This is a genomic window from Azospirillum picis (assembly GCF_017876115.1).
Taxonomy (GTDB): Bacteria; Pseudomonadota; Alphaproteobacteria; order Azospirillales; family Azospirillaceae; genus Azospirillum; species Azospirillum picis.
This window is the reverse complement of sequence record NZ_JAGINO010000024.1, coordinates 40,590-58,011: the sequence shown is the minus strand read 5'-3', so window position 1 is coordinate 58,011 and position 17,422 is coordinate 40,590. Positions and strand designations below refer to the sequence as shown.

The 17,422-nt window shown below is 70.6% G+C and carries 10 protein-coding genes; all 10 read left to right on the top strand.

Annotated elements, in window-relative coordinates; genetic code table 11:
- The first annotated feature begins 34 nt into the window (after positions 1-34).
- The 10 genes from J2850_RS25570 to J2850_RS25525 all read left to right on the top strand — a co-directional run bounded on the left by J2850_RS25570 (position 35) and on the right by J2850_RS25525 (position 17,395).
- Positions 35-1,063, top strand: a complete 1,029-nt coding sequence (locus tag J2850_RS25570) for a LysR family transcriptional regulator (protein ID WP_209988307.1) — start codon at positions 35-37, stop codon at positions 1,061-1,063.
- Between the two features lie 256 nt (positions 1,064-1,319).
- Complete coding sequence (locus J2850_RS25565) at positions 1,320-2,183, top strand: alpha/beta hydrolase (protein ID WP_209988305.1); 864 nt, start codon at positions 1,320-1,322, stop codon at positions 2,181-2,183.
- 37 nt (positions 2,184-2,220) lie between these two features.
- Positions 2,221-3,408: an efflux RND transporter periplasmic adaptor subunit gene (locus J2850_RS25560; protein ID WP_209988302.1), complete on the top strand. Its 1,188-nt coding sequence runs from the start codon at positions 2,221-2,223 to the stop codon at positions 3,406-3,408.
- Between the two features lie 37 nt (positions 3,409-3,445).
- Positions 3,446-6,634, top strand: a complete 3,189-nt coding sequence (locus tag J2850_RS25555) for an efflux RND transporter permease subunit (protein WP_209988299.1) — start codon at positions 3,446-3,448, stop codon at positions 6,632-6,634.
- Positions 6,635-7,135: 501 nt separating this feature from the next.
- A complete protein-coding gene (locus J2850_RS25550) occupies positions 7,136-8,347 on the top strand; it encodes a glycosyltransferase family 1 protein (protein ID WP_209988296.1) in 1,212 nt (403 codons plus the stop codon).
- The gene (gene glf / locus J2850_RS25545) at positions 8,335-9,612 is read left to right on the top strand and encodes a UDP-galactopyranose mutase (RefSeq protein ID WP_209988293.1); all 1,278 of its coding nucleotides are present in this window, start codon (positions 8,335-8,337) and stop codon (positions 9,610-9,612) included. The genes J2850_RS25550 and glf overlap by 13 nt, the downstream gene beginning before the upstream one ends.
- 41 nt (positions 9,613-9,653) lie before the next feature.
- Positions 9,654-10,823 carry a family 1 glycosylhydrolase gene (locus tag J2850_RS25540; RefSeq protein ID WP_209988286.1) on the top strand — a complete coding sequence of 390 codons (1,170 nt, stop codon included), beginning with the start codon at positions 9,654-9,656 and terminating at the stop codon, positions 10,821-10,823.
- Positions 10,820-12,628 (top strand): ABC transporter ATP-binding protein, encoded by a 1,809-nt coding sequence (locus tag J2850_RS25535; protein WP_209988283.1) that lies wholly within the window; start codon positions 10,820-10,822, stop codon positions 12,626-12,628. The genes J2850_RS25540 and J2850_RS25535 overlap by 4 nt, the downstream gene beginning before the upstream one ends.
- A gap of 227 nt (positions 12,629-12,855) precedes the next feature.
- The gene (locus J2850_RS25530) at positions 12,856-17,007 is read left to right on the top strand and encodes a PAS domain S-box protein (protein WP_209988280.1); all 4,152 of its coding nucleotides are present in this window, start codon (positions 12,856-12,858) and stop codon (positions 17,005-17,007) included.
- Complete coding sequence (locus tag J2850_RS25525) at positions 17,000-17,395, top strand: response regulator (RefSeq protein WP_209988277.1); 396 nt, start codon at positions 17,000-17,002, stop codon at positions 17,393-17,395. The genes J2850_RS25530 and J2850_RS25525 overlap by 8 nt, the downstream gene beginning before the upstream one ends.
- The last annotated feature ends 27 nt before the right edge of the window (positions 17,396-17,422 follow it).

Sequence of the window (17,422 nt, the reverse complement as noted above, 5' to 3'; positions counted from 1 at the left end):
GGCGGCAGGACAGACAGGACGGGACAGGTCGGACATGGACAAGCTTCACGCGATGCGCGTCTTCGTTCGGGTGGTGGAGGTCAACAGCTTCTCCAAGGCGGCGGACACGCTGGGCCTGCCGCGGGCCTCGGTCACCACGACGATCCAGAACCTGGAGGCGTCTCTGGGGGTGCGGCTGCTGCAGCGGACGACGCGCAAGCTGAACCTGACGCTGGACGGCGCCGCCTACCTGGAAGGGGCCACCCGCATCCTGCAGGAGATCGAGGAGGTCGAATCCTCCTTCACCAGCGCGCGCAAGACGCCGCGCGGGCGGCTGCGCGTCGACATGCCGGGGTCGATCGGCCGGCTGGTGATCATCCCGGCGATCCACGAGTTCCACAACGCCTATCCCGACATCGAGCTGATGCTGGGCCTCAGCGACCGGCCGATCGACCTCATCCAGGAGGGGGTGGACTGCGTGCTGCGCGTCGGCGAGCTGCAGGATTCCAGCCTGATCGCCCGGCGCGTCGGCGCCTTCCGCCCGGTGACCTGCGCCAGTCCCGACTATCTCGCCGCCCATGGCATGCCGCGGAGCCTGGAGGAGCTGGAGCGTCACGTCGCCGTCAAGTATTTCACCCGCACCGGCAAGGTCCACGAACTGAGCTTCGAGCGCGACGGCGAGGAGGTCGAGGTCAAGATGGCCGGCACCGTGTCGGTCAACGACGCCGACGCCTACGTCACCTGCGGCGTCGAGGGGCTGGGCATCGTCCAGGCCGCCCGCTTCATGGCCCTTCCCCACCTGCGCAGCGGCGCCCTGGTGGAGATCCTGCCGGAATGGCGGCCGGCGCTGATGCCGATCTCCGCCCTCTATCCGCAGAACCGCCACCTGTCGCCGAAGGTGCGGGTGTTCGTCGACTGGATCGCCGAGCTTTTCGAGCGCTGCCCGCTGATGCAGGGCGAGGACGTGCCGCTCGACGCCTGCCGCGGCGAGGCCAAGCGGAGCGGGCGGATGGAGAAGGCGGTGCCGGTCGCGGTGGACTCCGTCGCCATGGACGCCGACGGCGCCTGCCTGTGCGTGGTTTGAGAGCACATCACGCGCTGACCTTGCCCCCTCCTAACCTCCCCCGCTTCGCGGGAGAGGGGGTAAGCGCTTGTTCGGAAGGGCGGCGGCAGTCCCTCTCCCGCGGAGCGGGGGAGGTTAGGAGGGGGCGAACACTCACCGTCCATTGTTCGTATCCGGCGAATTGTGTTGCCGTTGACGCGGTATTTATTCGTACGCCCCGAGACGCGACACTCTACCGCAGTGCAATGCGGGAGGGGTGCTGCGGCACCGGCAGGCGATGGGACGGGTCACGGGACGGTCTTCTCGGGCGAAGGGCGAGGATCTGGCGGCGGGCGCGCCCTGCCCGCTGGCGGTCGACGACCGCACCATCGCCGGCCACGCCCAGGACATCCGCCTGCGGCTGTACCGTCCGCTGATCGGGCTGGCGGTGCCGGCCCTGCTCTACCTGCACGGCGGCGGCTTCACCTCCGGCTCGCCGGAGGAGGCCGACGAGACGGCCTCGGCGATCGCCGCGGCGACGCCGGCGGTGGTGGTGTCGGTCGGCTATTCGCTGGCCCCCGCCCACCCCTTCCCCACCGCCGCCCATGATGCCTACCGCGCCGCGCTGTGGACCACCGGCGAGGCGCGCGGCCTGGGGATCGCCCGCGGCGGCCTGGGCGTCGCCGGCTACGACGCCGGCGGGCATGTCGCCACCTCGCTGACCTTCCTGGCCCGCGACCTCGGCGGCGTCGCCATCTCCGCCCAGGCCCTGCTCGGCCCGATGCTCGACCCCAGCCTGACGCGGGCGAGCCGCAACCCGGTCGGCGACGAGGTGTCGCGGCTGTTCGACCCCACCATGGCCGACTGCGCGCGCTGCTACCGCGCCTACCTGCCGGAGGCGGCGCAGCGGATGCACCCCTACGCGGCACCGCTGGAGTCCTGCCGGCTGGCCGGCCTGCCGCCGGCCTTGATCGTCACCGCCCAGAACGACCTGCTGCGCACCGAGGCCGAGCAGTACGCCGCCGGCCTGATCGCCGCCGGCGTGCCGACCGAGGTGACGCGCTTTCCCGCCATTTCCCACGACGCCCTGCCCGGCCACCGGCCGGCGCTGGCCGCCGTGACCAGCTTCTTCCGCCGCCGGCTGACGCCGGCGCGCGCCTGACCCCCATTCAATTCCTCCCGTACCGGAGACGCCTCCCATGTCGAAGTCCCGTTCCAAGTTCGCCCTTCTCCTCCTCGCCGCGGTGGCCGTCGCCGGCGGCGGCGCCGGGATCCTGGTCACCCAGGGCCATGCCGACGCCCCGCAGGCCGCGGCCGCCGCCCCGCCGCCGCCGGAGGTCGACGTGGCCCCGGTGGTGGTGCGCAAGATCACCGACTGGCAGTCCTATTCGGGACGCCTGGAGGCCGTCGACCGGGTGGAGATCCGGCCGCAGGTCGCCGGCGCCATCACCGCCGTGCATTTCCGCAACGGCGCGCTGGTGCGCCAGGGCGACGTGCTGTTCACCATTGATCCGCGCCCCTTCGAGGCCGAGGTCTCGCGCCAGGAGGCGCAGGTCGCCGCCGCCGAGGCGCGCGTCCGCTTCACCGCGTCCGACCTGGAGCGCGCCCGCCGGCTGGTGCGCGACGACACCATTTCGCGCCAGTCGCTGGAGAGCAAGGAGAACGACGCCCGCGCCGCGGCGGCCAACCTGAAGGCGGCCCAGGCCGCCCTGGAGATCGCCCGCATCGACCTGGAGCACAGCCAGGTGCGCGCCCCGGTTTCCGGCCGCGTCTCGCGCGCCGAGGTGACGCTGGGCAACGTGGTGGCGGCGGGCGCCGCATCGGCGCCGCTGACCACGCTGGTCTCGGTCTCCCCCATCTACGCCTCCTTCGACGTCGACGAGCAGACCTACCTGACCCACATCGCCGGGGTGAAGGACAACGCCGGCGTGCCGGTGGAGCTGGGCCTGGCCAACGAGGCGGCCTATTCGCGCACCGGCACGGTCGAGCATGTCGACAACCGGATGGACGCGCAGTCCGGCACCATCCGCGTGCGCGCCCGCTTCGACAACGCCGACGGGAAGCTGGTCCCCGGCCTCTACGCCCGCATCCGCGTCGGCGGCAGCGACCCGCACGAGGCGCTGATGGTCGAGGACCGCGCCATCAGCACCGACCAGGACAAGAAGTTCGTGCTGGTGGTCGGCGAGGACGGCACCGTCGGCTACCGCATCATCGTCCCCGGCCCCGCCCAGGGCGGGCTGCGGGTGGTGCGCAGCGGGCTGGAGCCCGGCGAGCGCATCGTCGTCAACGGACTGCAGCACGCCCGTCCGGGCAGCCGCGTCACCCCGCACGTCGTGGCGATGGGAGAGGCGCCGGGCGCCATCCGCACCGCCTCGACCGCACCCTGAACCGGCGCCCTGACCGAGTTCCGCCGGGAGAGCCGTCATGAACATCTCTAAATTCTTCATCGACCGCCCGATCTTCGCGGGCGTCCTGTCCGTGGCGCTGTTCCTGGCGGGCATGATCTCGCTGTTCCAGTTGCCGATCTCCGAATACCCGGAGGTGGTCCCCCCCTCCGTCGTCGTCCGGGCGCAATATCCGGGCGCCAACCCCAAGGTCATCGCCGAGACCGTCGCCGCTCCGCTGGAGGAGCAGATCAACGGCGTGGAAAACATGCTGTACATGCAGTCGCAGGCGAACAGCGACGGCAACATGGCGCTGACCGTCACCTTCCGGCTCGGCACCGACCCGGACAAGGCGCAGCAGCTCGTCCAGAACCGCGTCGCCCAGGCGCTGCCCCGCCTGCCGGAGGACGTGCAGCGGCTGGGCGTGACCACGGTCAAGTCCTCGCCGACGCTGACCATGGTCGTGCACCTGCTGTCGCCCAACGACCGCTACGACATGACCTACCTGCGCAACTACGCCATCCTCAACGTCAAGGACCGGCTGAGCCGCATCCAGGGCGTCGGCGAGGTGCAGGTGTGGGGCTCCGGCGACTATTCGATGCGCGTCTGGCTCGACCCCAACAAGGTGGCCGAGCGCGGCCTGACCGCCGCCGACGTGGTGTCGGCGATCCGCGAGCAGAACGTCCAGGTGGCGGCCGGCGTGATCGGCGCCTCGCCCAGCCTGCCCGACACGCCGCTGCAGCTCTCGATCAACGCCCAGGGCCGGCTGAAGACGGTCGACGAGTTCGGCCGCATCGTGCTGAAGATCGGCAAGGACGGCGGCGTCACCTACCTGCAGGACGTGGCGCGGGTGGAGCTGGCGGCGGCGCAGTACGGGTTGCGCTCGCTGCTGGACAACAAGCCGGCGGTGGCACTGGCGATCAACCAGGCGCCGGGCGCCAACGCGCTGAACATCGCCAACAACGTCCGCGCCACCATGGCCGAACTGCAGGCCGAGATGCCCGAGGGGGTCAACTACAGCATCGTCTACGACCCGACGCGCTTCGTGGAGTCGAGCATCGAGGCGGTGATCCACACGCTGCTGGAGGCGGTCGCCCTGGTGGTGCTGGTGGTGATCGTCTTCCTGCAGACCTGGCGCGCCTCCATCATCCCGCTGCTGGCGGTGCCGGTGTCGATCGTCGGCACCTTCTCGCTGATGTTCCTGCTGGGCTATTCGATCAACGCGCTGTCGCTGTTCGGCATGGTGCTGGCCATCGGCATCGTCGTCGACGACGCCATCGTCGTGGTCGAGAACGTCGAGCGCAACATCGAATCCGGCCTGTCGGCCAAGGAAGCCACCTACAAGGCGATGCGCGAGGTCAGCGGGCCGATCATCGCCATCGCGCTGACGCTGGTCGCGGTCTTCGTGCCGCTGGCGGCGATGACCGGCCTGTCGGGCGAGTTCTACAAGCAGTTCGCGATGACCATCGCGATCTCCACCGTCATCTCGGCCTTCAACTCGCTGACGCTGTCGCCGGCGCTGTCGGCGGTGCTGCTGCGCGGCCACGACCAGCCGCAGGACTGGCTGACCCGCGGCATGAACCGGGTGTTCGGCGGCTTCTTCCGCCTGTTCAACCGGGTGTTCCACCGCGCCTCCACCGGCTACGGCCGCGGCGTCGGCGGGGTGGTGCGGCACAAGGGCATGATGATGCTGGTCTATGTCCTGCTGCTGGGGGTGACGGTGCTGCTCGGCCGCGCGGTGCCGATGGGCTTCGTCCCGGCGCAGGACAAGGAATACCTCATCAGCTTCGCCCAGCTTCCCAACGGCGCCTCGCTCGACCGCACCGAGGCGGTGATCCGCGAGATGACCGACATCGCGCTGAAGCGGCCGGGCGTGCAGAGCGCCGTCGCCTTCCCCGGGCTGTCGGTCAACGGCTTCACCAACAGCTCCAGCGCCGGCATCGTCTTCGTCACCCTGAAGCCCTTCGAGGAGCGCAAGGACCCGTCGCTGTCGGCCGCCGCCATCGCCGCCGACCTGCAGGGGCGCTACGCCGCGATGAAGGAGGCCTTCGTCGCCATCTTCCCGCCGCCGCCGGTGATGGGGCTGGGTACGCTGGGCGGCTTCAAGATGCAGATCGAGGACCGCGGCGCGCTGGGCTACGAGGCGCTGAACGCCGCGGTCGGCGAGTTCGTGAAGAAGGCGATGCAGACGCCGGAGCTGGGGCCGACCTTCTCCAGCTACCAGATCAACGTGCCGCAGCTCGACGTCGACCTCGACCGGGTGAAGGCCAAGCAGCAGGGCGTGTCGGTCGGCGACGTGTTCGACACCATGCAGATCTATCTGGGATCGCTCTACGTCAACGACTTCAACAGCTTCGGCCGCGTCTACCAGGTGCGGGTGCAGGCCGACGCCCAGTTCCGCGCCGAATCGGCCGACATCGGCCTGCTGAAGACCCGCAACGACCGCGGCGACATGGTGCCGCTGTCCTCGCTGGTGCAGGTGAAGCAGAGCTACGGGCCGGAGATGGTGGTGCGCTACAACGGCTACACCGCCGCCGACATCAACGGCGGGCCGGCGCCGGGCTTCTCCTCCGGCCAGGCCGAGGCGGCGGCCGAGCGCATCGCGGCGGAGACGCTGCCGCGCGGGGTGCGCTTCGAGTGGACCGACCTGACCTACCAGCAGATCCTGGCCGGCAACTCCGCGCTGTGGGTGTTCCCGATCAGCATCCTGCTGGTGTTCCTGGTGCTGGCGGCGCAGTACGAGAGCCTGACCCTGCCGCTGGCCATCCTGATGATCGTGCCGATGAGCCTGATGTCGGCGCTGGCCGGCGTCTGGATCACCGGCGGCGACAACAACATCTTCACCCAGATCGGCTTCATGGTGCTGGTCGGCCTGTCGGCCAAGAACGCCATCCTGATCGTCGAGTTCGCCCGCGAGTTGGAGGAGCAGGGCCGCAGCGCCGTCCAGGCCGCCATCGAGGCCAGCCGCCTGCGGCTGCGGCCGATCCTGATGACCTCCATCGCCTTCATCATGGGCGTGGTGCCGCTGGTGACCTCCACCGGCGCCGGGGCGGAGATGCGGCACGCCATGGGTGTCGCGGTGTTCGCCGGCATGCTGGGCGTGACGCTGTTCGGCCTGCTGCTGACCCCGGTCTTCTACGTGCTGCTGCGCCGGATGGCCGGGGCGCGGATCACCGAGCCGGCGGCGAGGCCCAATGCCGGTTCGGCCGGAGTGGCGTATCACCACTGAGCGCCGGGCCATCGACGCAGGACGCAGGACGGCCCCCCTCCCACGCCGGGAGGGGGGCCGTCTTCTTTTCCGCCCGCCCGTGCGACGCACCGGCCGCTGCGGCCGACACCCGGGAACACAAGGCAACGTGCGCCGGCGGGGCTTTGTTCACGCTGTGCCTATCGGTACAGGACCGGCGGGCGCGCGCTGACCTTTGGGTCATCCCCACACCGGCCAGCGACCATCGTTCGGGCATTGTTCCGTTGGCATAAAGTCGCTTTTTCAGTGCAAGACCGCAAACCGTCAATGTTAGCGTCGAAATTGTACCGCCGAGGAGCGAAGTGTGCCCAGTATTCGATTACGCCATCATGGGCATTCGTCTTAGGAAATCTACGTCCTTTTTAACGAAATCGATCGGATGGGATGTTGTCTTTTAAGAACCTTCCGGCGATCACGTCGCTCATTACGGTATAACCCCGCTCTCCCCAACGACCCAGACCGCCTTCGGGCACAGGAGCAAGCATGCAGTATGCTGGCAAGGACGAGGTGTTCGCCCTGCAGGACGATCCGCCCGGCATCGAACCGGTTACCCGCTTGCGGCCGACGTCGGAGGACAGGGAAGAGAAGGCCGGCGGACCGGCGGGAGATTTCCTGTGCTTCTCACACCTGCGCTGGGGATTCGTCCACCAGCGCCCGCAGCACCTGATGGAACGCTTCTCCCGCCATCACCGCCTGTTCTACGTCGAGGAACCGGTGGAGGCGGACGTCTCCGAACCCGGGCTGGCGGTCTACGGCACCAGTTGCAGCATCAAGCTGCTGGTCCCCCAACTGCCGCGGGGCATGCGCGGTGCCGAGGCCGAGGCGGCGCAGACGGCGGTGCTCGATGAGGCATTCCGCGACCTCGGCATCCGCCGGCCGATCCTCTGGTACTACACGCCGATGAGCCCGCAGTTCGCCGACCGGCTCGACGCCGCGGTCGTCGTCTACGACTGCATGGACGAGCTGTCGGGATTCCGCGGCGCCCCGCCCGAACTGGTGGAGCGCGAGCGGGCGCTGATGGCGCGGGCCGACTTGGTCTTCACCGGCGGCTACAGCCTGTGGGAGGCCAAGCGCGGGCGGCACGCCAATGTCCACCCCTTCCCCAGCAGCGTCGACATCCCCCACTTCGCCACCGCCCGCCGGGTCGCGGAGGCGCCCGACCAGGCGTCCATCCCGCGCCCGCGCCTCGGCTTCTACGGCGTGATCGACGAGCGCTTCGACATCGGGCTGCTCGACGCCGTCGCCGCCCTGCGGCCCGACTGGCAGTTCGTCATGCTGGGCCCGGTGGTGAAGATCGATCCGGACAGCCTGCCGAAGCGGCCCAACATCCACTATCCCGGCATGCGCGGCTATGGCGAGCTGCCCGCCTGGCTGGCCGGCTGGGACGTGGCGCTGATGCCCTTCGCACTGAACGACTCCACCCGCTTCATCAGCCCGACCAAGACCCCGGAATACCTCGCCGCCGGCCGGCCGGTGGTTTCCACCCCCATCACCGACGTGATCCGCCACTACGGCGACAGCGGGGTGGTGCGCATCGCCGATACACCCGAAGCCTTCGTGGAGGCCTGCGAATGGGCGCTGGCGGTGGACAGGGGCTCGCCGGAGTGGCTGGCCGCCATCGACCGCACGCTCTCGGACATGTCCTGGGACAGCACCTGGAGCCGGATGAAGGGACTGATCGAATGCGTTCGCTGAACGACGAAGCCGGAAACGGCCCCGCCGTCGCCTCCCCCAGCCATGATGGGCGTGCCCCGGCCCATGGCGGCCGTGCCCGGTTCGATTACCTGATCGTCGGCGCCGGCTTCGCCGGCAGTGTCCTGGCCGAGCGGCTGGCCCGCGGCCTGGACAAGCGGGTGCTGCTGATCGACCGGCGGCCGCACATCGGCGGCAACGCCTACGACCATCTGAACGACGACGGGCTGCTGATCCACCGCTACGGCCCGCACATCTTCCACACCAACTCCCAACAGGTGGTCGACTACCTGTCGCGCTTCACCGGGTGGCGTCCCTACGAGCACCGCGTTCTGGCGCAGGCCGCCGGGCAACTGGTGCCGATCCCGATCAACCGCACCACGGTCAACCGGCTGTACGGCCTCGACCTCGACGAGGCGGGCGTGGCGACCTTCCTTAAATCGAAGGCCGAGCCGGTGGCGGAGGTCCGCACCTCGGAGGACGTGGTTGTGGGGGCGGTCGGGCGCGAGCTGTACGAGACGTTCTTCCGCGGCTACACCCGCAAGCAATGGGGGCTGGACCCGTCGGAGCTGGACAGGAGCGTCACCGCGCGGGTGCCGACGCGGACCAACGACGACGACCGCTATTTTGGCGACAAGTTCCAGATGATGCCGCTGCACGGCTATACGCGGATGTTCGAGGCCATGCTCGACCATCCCAACATCACCCTGGCGCTCGGCAGCGACCACCGGACGGTGGCGCGCGAGGTGCGCTACGACCGCCTGATCTTCACCGGCCCGGTGGACGAGTATTTCGACTTCCGCTTCGGGCGCCTGCCCTACCGGTCGCTGCGCTTCCGGCACGAGACGGTGGACCGGGAGTGGTTCCAGCCGGTGGGGGTAGTGAACTACCCGGCGGAGGAGGTGGCCCACACGCGCATCACCGAGTACAAGCACCTGACCGGTCAGAGCCATCCGCGCACGGCCCTGACCTACGAATACCCGTCGGCGGAGGGCGACCCCTATTACCCGGTGCCCAAGCCGGAGAACGCCGCGCTGTACCGCCAGTACCAGGCGCTGGCGGACGCCACGCCGGGCGTGCATTTCGTCGGCCGGCTGGCGACCTACCGCTACTACAACATGGACCAGGTGGTGGGGCAGGCCCTGGCGCTCTACGGCCGTCTCGCCGAGGCCGAGGCCAAAGGCGGGACCGGGGGCGGCACCCGCGCCGCGGCCGAACGCATCGCCGCCATCGGCGGACGGAGCGCGACCGAGCCGGTCGCGCTCTGACATCCGCCCCTCCCCGTCCCCGACACCGCGGTCCGCAGACGATGCACGTTCCCACCCTCTTCGCCAGCTTCCTCATGGGCGGCTTCGAATGCTCAAGCCACCGCCGCAGCGACGGCCGCCGGCTCGACCTGCTTCAGGCGACCGGTCACGATGCCCATGCGAAGACCGACTACCACACACTGCGCGGCTTCGGGCTGCGCAGCGTGCGCGACGGCCTGCGCTGGCACCGGATCGAGACGGCGCCCGGCCGCTACGACTGGTCCAGCTTCCTGCCGATGCTGCACGCCGCCCGTGACGAGGGCATGCAGCCGATCTGGGATCTCTGCCACTATGGCTGGCCCGACGGCATCGACATCTGGCGGCCGGAGTTCGTCGACCGCTTCGCCCGTTTCGCCGCGGCCGCGGCGGCATTGGTGCGTGACGAGACCGACGACGTTCCCTTCTACTGCCCGGTCAACGAGATCGCCTACTGGTCGTGGGCCGGCGGCGACATGGCGCAGTTCAATCCCGGTGCGCGCGGCCGCGGCTTCGAGTTGAAGCACCAGTTGGTGCGCGCCGCCATCGCCGGGATCGAGGCGGTGCGGGCGGTCGATCCGCGTGCCCGCTTCGTGCTGGTCGACCCGGTCATCCACACGGCCGCCCGTCCCGACCGGCCGCGCGACCGCCGCGAGGCTGACGCCTTCCGGATGGCGCAGTTCCAGTCCTGGGACATGATCCGCGGCGACCTGTGGCCGGGACTGGGCGGCCGGCCGGAGCTGCTGGACATCGTCGGCGTCAACTTCTACCCCGACAACCAGTGGTACATCGGCGGCGGCACCATCCCGCGCGGCCACCCGCAGTTCCGCCCCTTCCGCGAGATGCTGGCGGAGGTTCATGAGCGCTATGGCCGCCCGGTGCTGATCGCCGAGACCGGCGCCGAGGGCGAGGAGCGCGCGCCCTGGTTCGCCTATGTGGCGGAAGAGACGCGGGCGGCGATGGCCGCCGGCGCGGCGGTCGAGGGGATGTGCCTCTATCCGGTGCTGGAATATCCCGGCTGGGACAACGACCGGCACTGCCCGGTCGGACTGCTCGGCTTTCCCGATGCCCGGGGCGCCCGCCCGGAGAATGCGGCGATGGCGGCGGAACTTCGGCGCCAGCAGGCCATTTTCGACGGCATGACCTCCCCCGATCCCGCAGCCGTCACACAATGGATCGCCGGAGCCGCCGAATGAGCGGCGGCCCCGGAGATCCGTCCCTCTGGTCCTCCGACCCGCTGCCCGGCCGCCCGGCCGCCTTCCTGTGGGGCTATATCCGGCGCTGGCCCGCCCATTTCGGCGGGTTGCTGGCGCTGGTGGTCGGGGCGGCGGCCTGTGCCGTGGCGGTACAGTACGGGATGAAGCTACTGGTCGACGCGATGGCCGCCCCGGACACCGACCGCTCGTCGGTGTGGTCGCCGCTGCTGCTGTTCATCGTGCTGATCGGGGCGGAGAACGCGCTGTGGCGCTCGGCCGGGTGGCTCGCCTGCCGGACGGTGGTGGGGGTCGGGGTGGACATCCGGCTCGACCTGTTCCGCCACCTGACCGGGCACCCGGTCCATTACTTCGCCGAGCATTTCTCCGGCGCGCTGGGCAACCGCATCACCCAGACCGCCGGCGCGGTGGGGGCCCTGACCAACACCATCACCTGGAACATCCTGCCGCCCTGCATCGACTTCATCGGCGCCGTCATCGTGCTGTCCACCATCCAGTGGCAGATGGCGGCGGCGCTGGCGCTGTTCGTGCTGGTCGTGGCCGGGGTGATCGGCGGCGTCGGGGTGCGGGGCCGGCCGCGGCACCGCGCCTATTCCGACCAGGCGGCGCAGGCCGGCGGCGAGCTGGTGGACGTGGTGTCGAACATGTGGGCGGTGAAGGCCTTCTCCGCCCGCGCCATCGAGGCGGAACGGCTGGAAAGCAAGTTCGGCCGCGAGGCGAAGGCCCAGCGCGGGAGCTGGCTGTACCTGGAGAAGACCCGCATGCTGCACGACGCCTTCCTGTGGGTCATGGCGGGCGGCATGCTGAGCTGGGCGGTCTGGCAGTGGACGCAGGGCCGCATCACGCCCGGCGACGTGGTGGTTGTCACCACCCTGACCTTCCGCATCCTGCACGGCTCGCGCGACCTCGCCTTCGCGCTGGTCGGCACCACCCAGCAGTTCGGCATGATCGCCGAGACCCTGCGGGTCATCGGGCCGCGCCATGCCGTCGCAGACGCGCCGGACGCCCGCCCGCTGGTCCCACTGGGCGGCGCCATCGATTTCGAGGCCGTCTCCTTCGCGTATCCCGACGGGCGCCGGGTGTTCCGGGCCTTCAGCCTGCATGTCCCGGCCGGCCAGCGCGTCGGGGTGGTCGGGCCGTCGGGCGCCGGCAAGTCGACGCTGGTCGGACTGCTGCAACGGCTGGACGATCCCCAGGCCGGCCGGGTGCTGATCGACGGACAGGAGCTGACCGCGGTCACCCAGGACAGCCTGCGCGCCGCCATCGCCGTGGTGCCGCAGGAGATCGTGCTGTTCCACCGCTCGGTGCTGGAGAACATCCGCTACGGCCGGCCCGACGCGACCGACGAAGAGGTGATGGAGGCGGCGCACGCCGCCCGCTGCGACGACTTCATCCGCGCCCTGCCGGAGGGCTACGGCACGCTGGTCGGCGAGCGGGGCATCAAGCTGTCGGGCGGCCAGCGCCAGCGCATCGGCATCGCCCGCGCCATCCTGAAGGACGCCCCGATCATCGTGCTGGACGAGGCGACCTCCGCCCTGGACAGCCATTCCGAAGCCGAGGTGCAGCAGGCGCTGGAACGGCTGATCCATGGCCGCACCGTGCTGGCGGTGGCGCACAGGCTGTCGACCCTGGGCGGCTTCGACCGGATCGTGGTGATGGCGGACGGCCGCATCGTCGAGGACGGCCCGCCGTCGGAGCTGCACGCCCGCGGCGGCGCCTTCCACGCCCTGTGGCGGATGCAGGCGCACGGCCTGGGCGGCGGCCCGGCGGCCCGGCAGACCGGCTGAGAATCGAGCCGGCCGAGGGGGGAAACCGAAAGGCCGGCGGGCGGAGTGGCGGTGGGCGGAGTGGCGATGGACGGAGCGGCGGCGGGCGCGGTGTGAGAAGCGAGGGGTATCCGGCGGTACCCATCCCGCCATGGTGGACGATCGCCGTCGCCGGCTGTTGTCCTTCCGGCCGCTTCTTCGGCAGCGGCGCCGCCTCTCCCCACCGTTCCGGCCGCCGCGCAAGGGTCATGCCTCCCATTCCGCTCTCTTCCCCGCAGCAGACCCACCCCTCTCCGCCCCGCCGGCTGGCGGAGGACCTCGCCCGGCGGGAGCGCCAGCAGGACCTGCTGGCCCGCTTCGGCATGACGGCGCTGAAAAGCACCGACATCGCCGCCCTGCTGCAGGTGGCGACCGGCCTGTGCGCCGAAGGGCTCGGCACCGGCCTGTGCAAGGCGCTGGAATGGAGCCGGGGTCCCGACGGCGAAGACCGGCTGCTGGTCCGCGCCGGCGTCGGCTGGCAGCCGGGCGTGGTCGGGCGGCGCTTCGTCGAGGCGGACCTCGCCTCGCCCGCCGGCTATGCGCTGAAGACCGGGCAGCCGGTCATCTCCAACGACCTCGCCGACGAGAAGCGGTTCCACTGCCCGCGGCTGCTGGCCGAGCACGGCGTGAAGCGGGCGATCAACGTCATCATCCAGGGCGAGGGCACGCCCTTCGGGGTGCTGGAGGTCGACAGCCGGGAGGACGGGCGCTTCAACGCCGCGGACGCCGCTTTCCTGCAGGGCGTCGCCAACCTGCTGGGCGGGGCGATCGACCGGGCGCGCGTCGAGGCCGCCTACCACGAGCGCACCGAGCAGCAGACGCTGATGCTGGAGGGCATCCGCGACCACGCCATCCTGATGACCGACCCCGAGGGCCGCATCACCTCCTGGCCGGCCGGCGCCCAGGAGATCTTCCAGTGGGCGCCCGAGGAGATCCTGGGGCGGGACACCGGCATCCTGTTCACGCCGGAGGATCGGGACAAGGCGATCCCGCAGGCCGAGCGCAGCATCGCGCGCGAAACCGGCTTCGCGCGCAACGACGGCTGGCGCGTGCGCAAGGACGGGTCGCTCTTCTATGCCGAGGGCTCGGTCCGGCCGCTGCACGATGCGCGGGGCACGCTGCGCGGCTTCCTGAAGATCGCGCGCGACGCCACCGAGCGCCGCCGCGCCGAGGAGCAGCTCCGCGAGAGCGAGGCGCAGTTCCGCACGCTGGCCAACTCCATCCCGCAGCTCACCTGGATGGCCGATGCCGGCGGCGCGATCTACTGGTACAACCAGCGCTGGTACGACTTCACCGGCACCGAGCCGGGGGAGACCGAGGGCTGGAACTGGCGCATCGTCCATCACCCCGACCATGTCGAGCGCGCCACCGCCGGCTTCCTGCGGTCCATCCGCGAGGGCGAGCCGTGGGAGGACACCTTCCCGCTGCGCGGGCGCGACGGATCGTACCGCTGGTTCCTGTCGCGCGCCGTGCCGGTCCGCGACGGCGCCGGTCGCATCCTGCACTGGCTTGGCACCAACACCGACGTCACCGAGCAACGCAACGCCGAGGCGCGGGTGACGGAGGTGGAACGCCGGCTGCAACTCGCGCTCAGCGCCGCGCGCATCGGCGCCTGGTCCTGGAACCTCGACGACGACCGGATCGAGGCGGACGGCAGGCTGCGCGAGATCTTCGGCTTCGCGCCCGGGGAGCCGATCCGCGGCGCACAGGTGGTCGACCGGGTGCATGCGGGCGACCGGCTGCGCATCCAGGAGATCATCGAGACGGCGCGGCGGGAACGCGGCGAATACGACGCCGAGTTCCGCGTCGTCCTGCCGTCGGGCGAAACGCGCTGGGCGGTGGCCCGCGGCATCGTGACCGACGGCCGACCGGACCGTTGCCTGACGCTGATCGGCGTCACCTGGGACATCACCGACCGCAAGCGGGCGGAGGACCGGCTGCGGATCGGAGAGGAGCGCTTCCGCTCGTTGGTCGAGGCGACGGCGGCGATCGTCTGGAACACCTCGGAGAAGGGCCGCTTCGAGGTGCCGCAGCCGGGCTGGAGCGACTTCACCGGCCAGAGCTTCGAAGAGCTGAAGGGGGCCGGCTGGATCGCGGCGATCCATCCCGACGACCGTCCCCACACCGCCGAGGCGTGGCGCGCGGCCCGCGCCGGCCGCACCGTCTACAAGGCCGAGCACCGGCTGCGCCGGCATGACGGCGACTACCGCGACATGCTGGTGCGGGCGGTGCCGCTGCTGGACGGCGACGGCCAGGTGCAGGAATGGGTCGGCGTCCACACCGACATCACGACCCGCCGCCGCGCCGAGGAGGCGCTGCGCGAGACGGAGGAGCGCTACCGGCTGGCGGCGCGGGCCACCAACGACGCCATCTGGGACTGGAACCTCGCCGACGACCGCATCCACTGGAACGACGCCGTGCACACGCTGTTCGGCTATGGCGAGGAGATGTCGGAGACGACCGGGAGCTGGTGGATGGACCACATCCATCCCGACGACCAGGACCATGTGGTGAGCGGCATCCATGCCGTCATCGACGGCGGCGGCACGCGCTGGAACGACGAGTACCGCTTCCGCCGCGCCGACGGAAGCTATGCCAGCATCCTCGACCGCGGCTTCGTCCTGCGCAACGCCGCCGGGATGCCGCTGCGCATGATCGGGGCGATGCAGGACATCAGCCGGCGCAAGCGGGTGGAAGCGGAACTGGAGGCCGCGCGGTTCGCCGCCGAGGAGGCCAACCGCGCCAAGAGCCTGTTCATCGCCAACATGAGCCATGAGCTGCGCACGCCGCTGAGCGCCGTGATCGGCTACACCGAGATGCTGGAGGAGGAGCTGGCCGACCTCGGCGTCGACAGCATGCTGCCCGACCTGGAGAAGATCGAGGCCAACGCCCGCCACCTGCTGACCCTGATCAACGGGGTGCTCGACATCTCCAAGATCGAGGCCGGCAAGATGGAGGTGCATGGCGAGGACGCCGACGTCGCCCAACTGACCCGCGAGGTCGCCGCGACCGTCGAGGCGCTGGTCGCCAAGAAGGGGAACCGGCTGGCCGTGGAGATCGCCGGCGATCCCGGACGGATGCACAGCGACGTGGTGAAGGTGCGCCAGTGCCTGTTCAACCTGCTGAGCAACGCCGCCAAATTCACCCAGGGCGGCACCGTCACGCTGGCGGTGGAGCGCGAGCCGGCCGGCCCCCGCCGCGACGGCGACAGCGACAGCGGCGTGGCTGAGCGCGGTACGGGCGGCATGCTGGTCTTCCGCGTCGCCGACACCGGCATCGGCATGACCACAGAGCAGATCGACCGCCTGTTCGAGCGGTTCATGCAGGCCGACAGCTCGACCACCCGCCGTTTCGGCGGGACCGGGCTGGGGCTGGCGATCACCAAGGCCTTTGCCGAGATGCTGGGCGGCGGCATCTCCGTCGACACGGCGCCCGGCCGCGGGACCTGCTTCACCCTGCGGCTGCCGGCCGACCTGCGCCGGGGTCCGGTGCCCGGCCCGCAGGAGGGCCCGCAGGATGGCGAGCCCGGCCCGGTTGCCGGGGACCTGCCGCCGCGGACCGAGGCGCGCGAGACCGTCCTGATCATCGACGACGAACAGGCGATGCGCGAGCTGCTCGCCCGCTTCCTCCATCGCGAAGGATTCGGCGTCGCCCTGGCGGCCGACGGCGAGACCGGCCTGTCCATCGCCCGCCAGATCCGGCCGCGCGCCATCCTGCTGGACGTGATGATGCCGCGCACCGACGGCTGGTCCGTGCTGTCCATGCTGAAGGCGGAGCCGGAGCTGGCCGACATCCCGGTCATCATCATCTCCGCCCGCCGGGAAAAGGGGCTGGCCCTGTCGCTGGGGGCCACCGACTACTTCACCAAGCCGGTGGACTGGCAGCGGCTGCACCGGGTGCTGGGCACGCTCGGCGGGCCGGCACCCGGCACCGCCCTGGTGCTGCTGGACGCCGACGAGACGCGGTCGCTGCTGGGTGCCGAGCTGGGCCGGGACGGCTGGATGGTGCGGGAAGCCGAGACGGAGGCGCAGGCCTTCGCCCAGCTCGACAAGGCGACGCCGTCCGTCATCCTGATGGACCCGCTGATGTCGGGCATGGACGGCTTCGGCTTCCTGCGGGCGCTGGGCCGCACCCCGGCCTGGAGCCGCATCCCCGTCATCGTCGTCGCCTCGCAGGCGATCGGCCGGCACGAGACGGAGGAGCTGCGGGGCCGGGTGCGCGACATAATCCCGGTGACGGAGGACGGAGCGGACGGGATGATCGAGGAGTTGAGGGACGCGATCACGCGCCTGCGGTCGCAACCGGGCGGGCGGGACGCGCCGGCCGGCGGGCCGGAAGAAAAGGGAGGAACGAATGGCTAAGCTGCTGCTGGTCGAGGACCATGAGGAGATCTGGGATTTCCTGTCGCGCCGCCTGAAGCGGCGGGGCCACGACGTGGTCCTCGCCTTCGACGGACGCCAGGGCGTCGACATGGCGCGCGGCGAGCGGCCCGACGTCATCCTGCTCGACATGAACCTGCCGGTCATCGACGGCTGGACCGCCGCGCGCGAGCTGAAAAACGGTGCGGAAACCGCCGCGATCCCGATCATCGCGCTGACCGCCCATGCCATGTCCGGCGACCGCGAGAAGACCCTCCAGGCGGGATGCGACGACTACCACCCGAAGCCCATCGACTTCTCCCGCCTGCTGACCCAGATCGACGAGGCGATGCAGCGGCGATCGGAAGGGGCGGCCGTGCCCCCGCCCTGACCCGCCGGAGCGAGGACGGATCGAGGC

What these genes read in the sequence shown, in the direction of transcription:
- J2850_RS25565 (WP_209988305.1), top strand. Translation starts at nt 1,320, where the DNA reads ATGGGACGGGTCACGGGACGGTCTTCTCGGGCGAAGGGCGAGGATCTG.
- J2850_RS25535 (WP_209988283.1), top strand. Translation starts at nt 10,820, where the DNA reads ATGAGCGGCGGCCCCGGAGATCCGTCCCTCTGGTCCTCCGACCCGCTG.
- J2850_RS25555 (WP_209988299.1), top strand. Translation starts at nt 3,446, where the DNA reads ATGAACATCTCTAAATTCTTCATCGACCGCCCGATCTTCGCGGGCGTC.
- J2850_RS25540 (WP_209988286.1), top strand. Translation starts at nt 9,654, where the DNA reads ATGCACGTTCCCACCCTCTTCGCCAGCTTCCTCATGGGCGGCTTCGAA.
- J2850_RS25560 (WP_209988302.1), top strand. Translation starts at nt 2,221, where the DNA reads ATGTCGAAGTCCCGTTCCAAGTTCGCCCTTCTCCTCCTCGCCGCGGTG.
- J2850_RS25530 (WP_209988280.1), top strand. Translation starts at nt 12,856, where the DNA reads ATGCCTCCCATTCCGCTCTCTTCCCCGCAGCAGACCCACCCCTCTCCG.
- J2850_RS25550 (WP_209988296.1), top strand. Translation starts at nt 7,136, where the DNA reads ATGCAGTATGCTGGCAAGGACGAGGTGTTCGCCCTGCAGGACGATCCG.
- J2850_RS25570 (WP_209988307.1), top strand. Translation starts at nt 35, where the DNA reads ATGGACAAGCTTCACGCGATGCGCGTCTTCGTTCGGGTGGTGGAGGTC.
- J2850_RS25525 (WP_209988277.1), top strand. Translation starts at nt 17,000, where the DNA reads ATGGCTAAGCTGCTGCTGGTCGAGGACCATGAGGAGATCTGGGATTTC.
- glf (WP_209988293.1), top strand. Translation starts at nt 8,335, where the DNA reads ATGCGTTCGCTGAACGACGAAGCCGGAAACGGCCCCGCCGTCGCCTCC.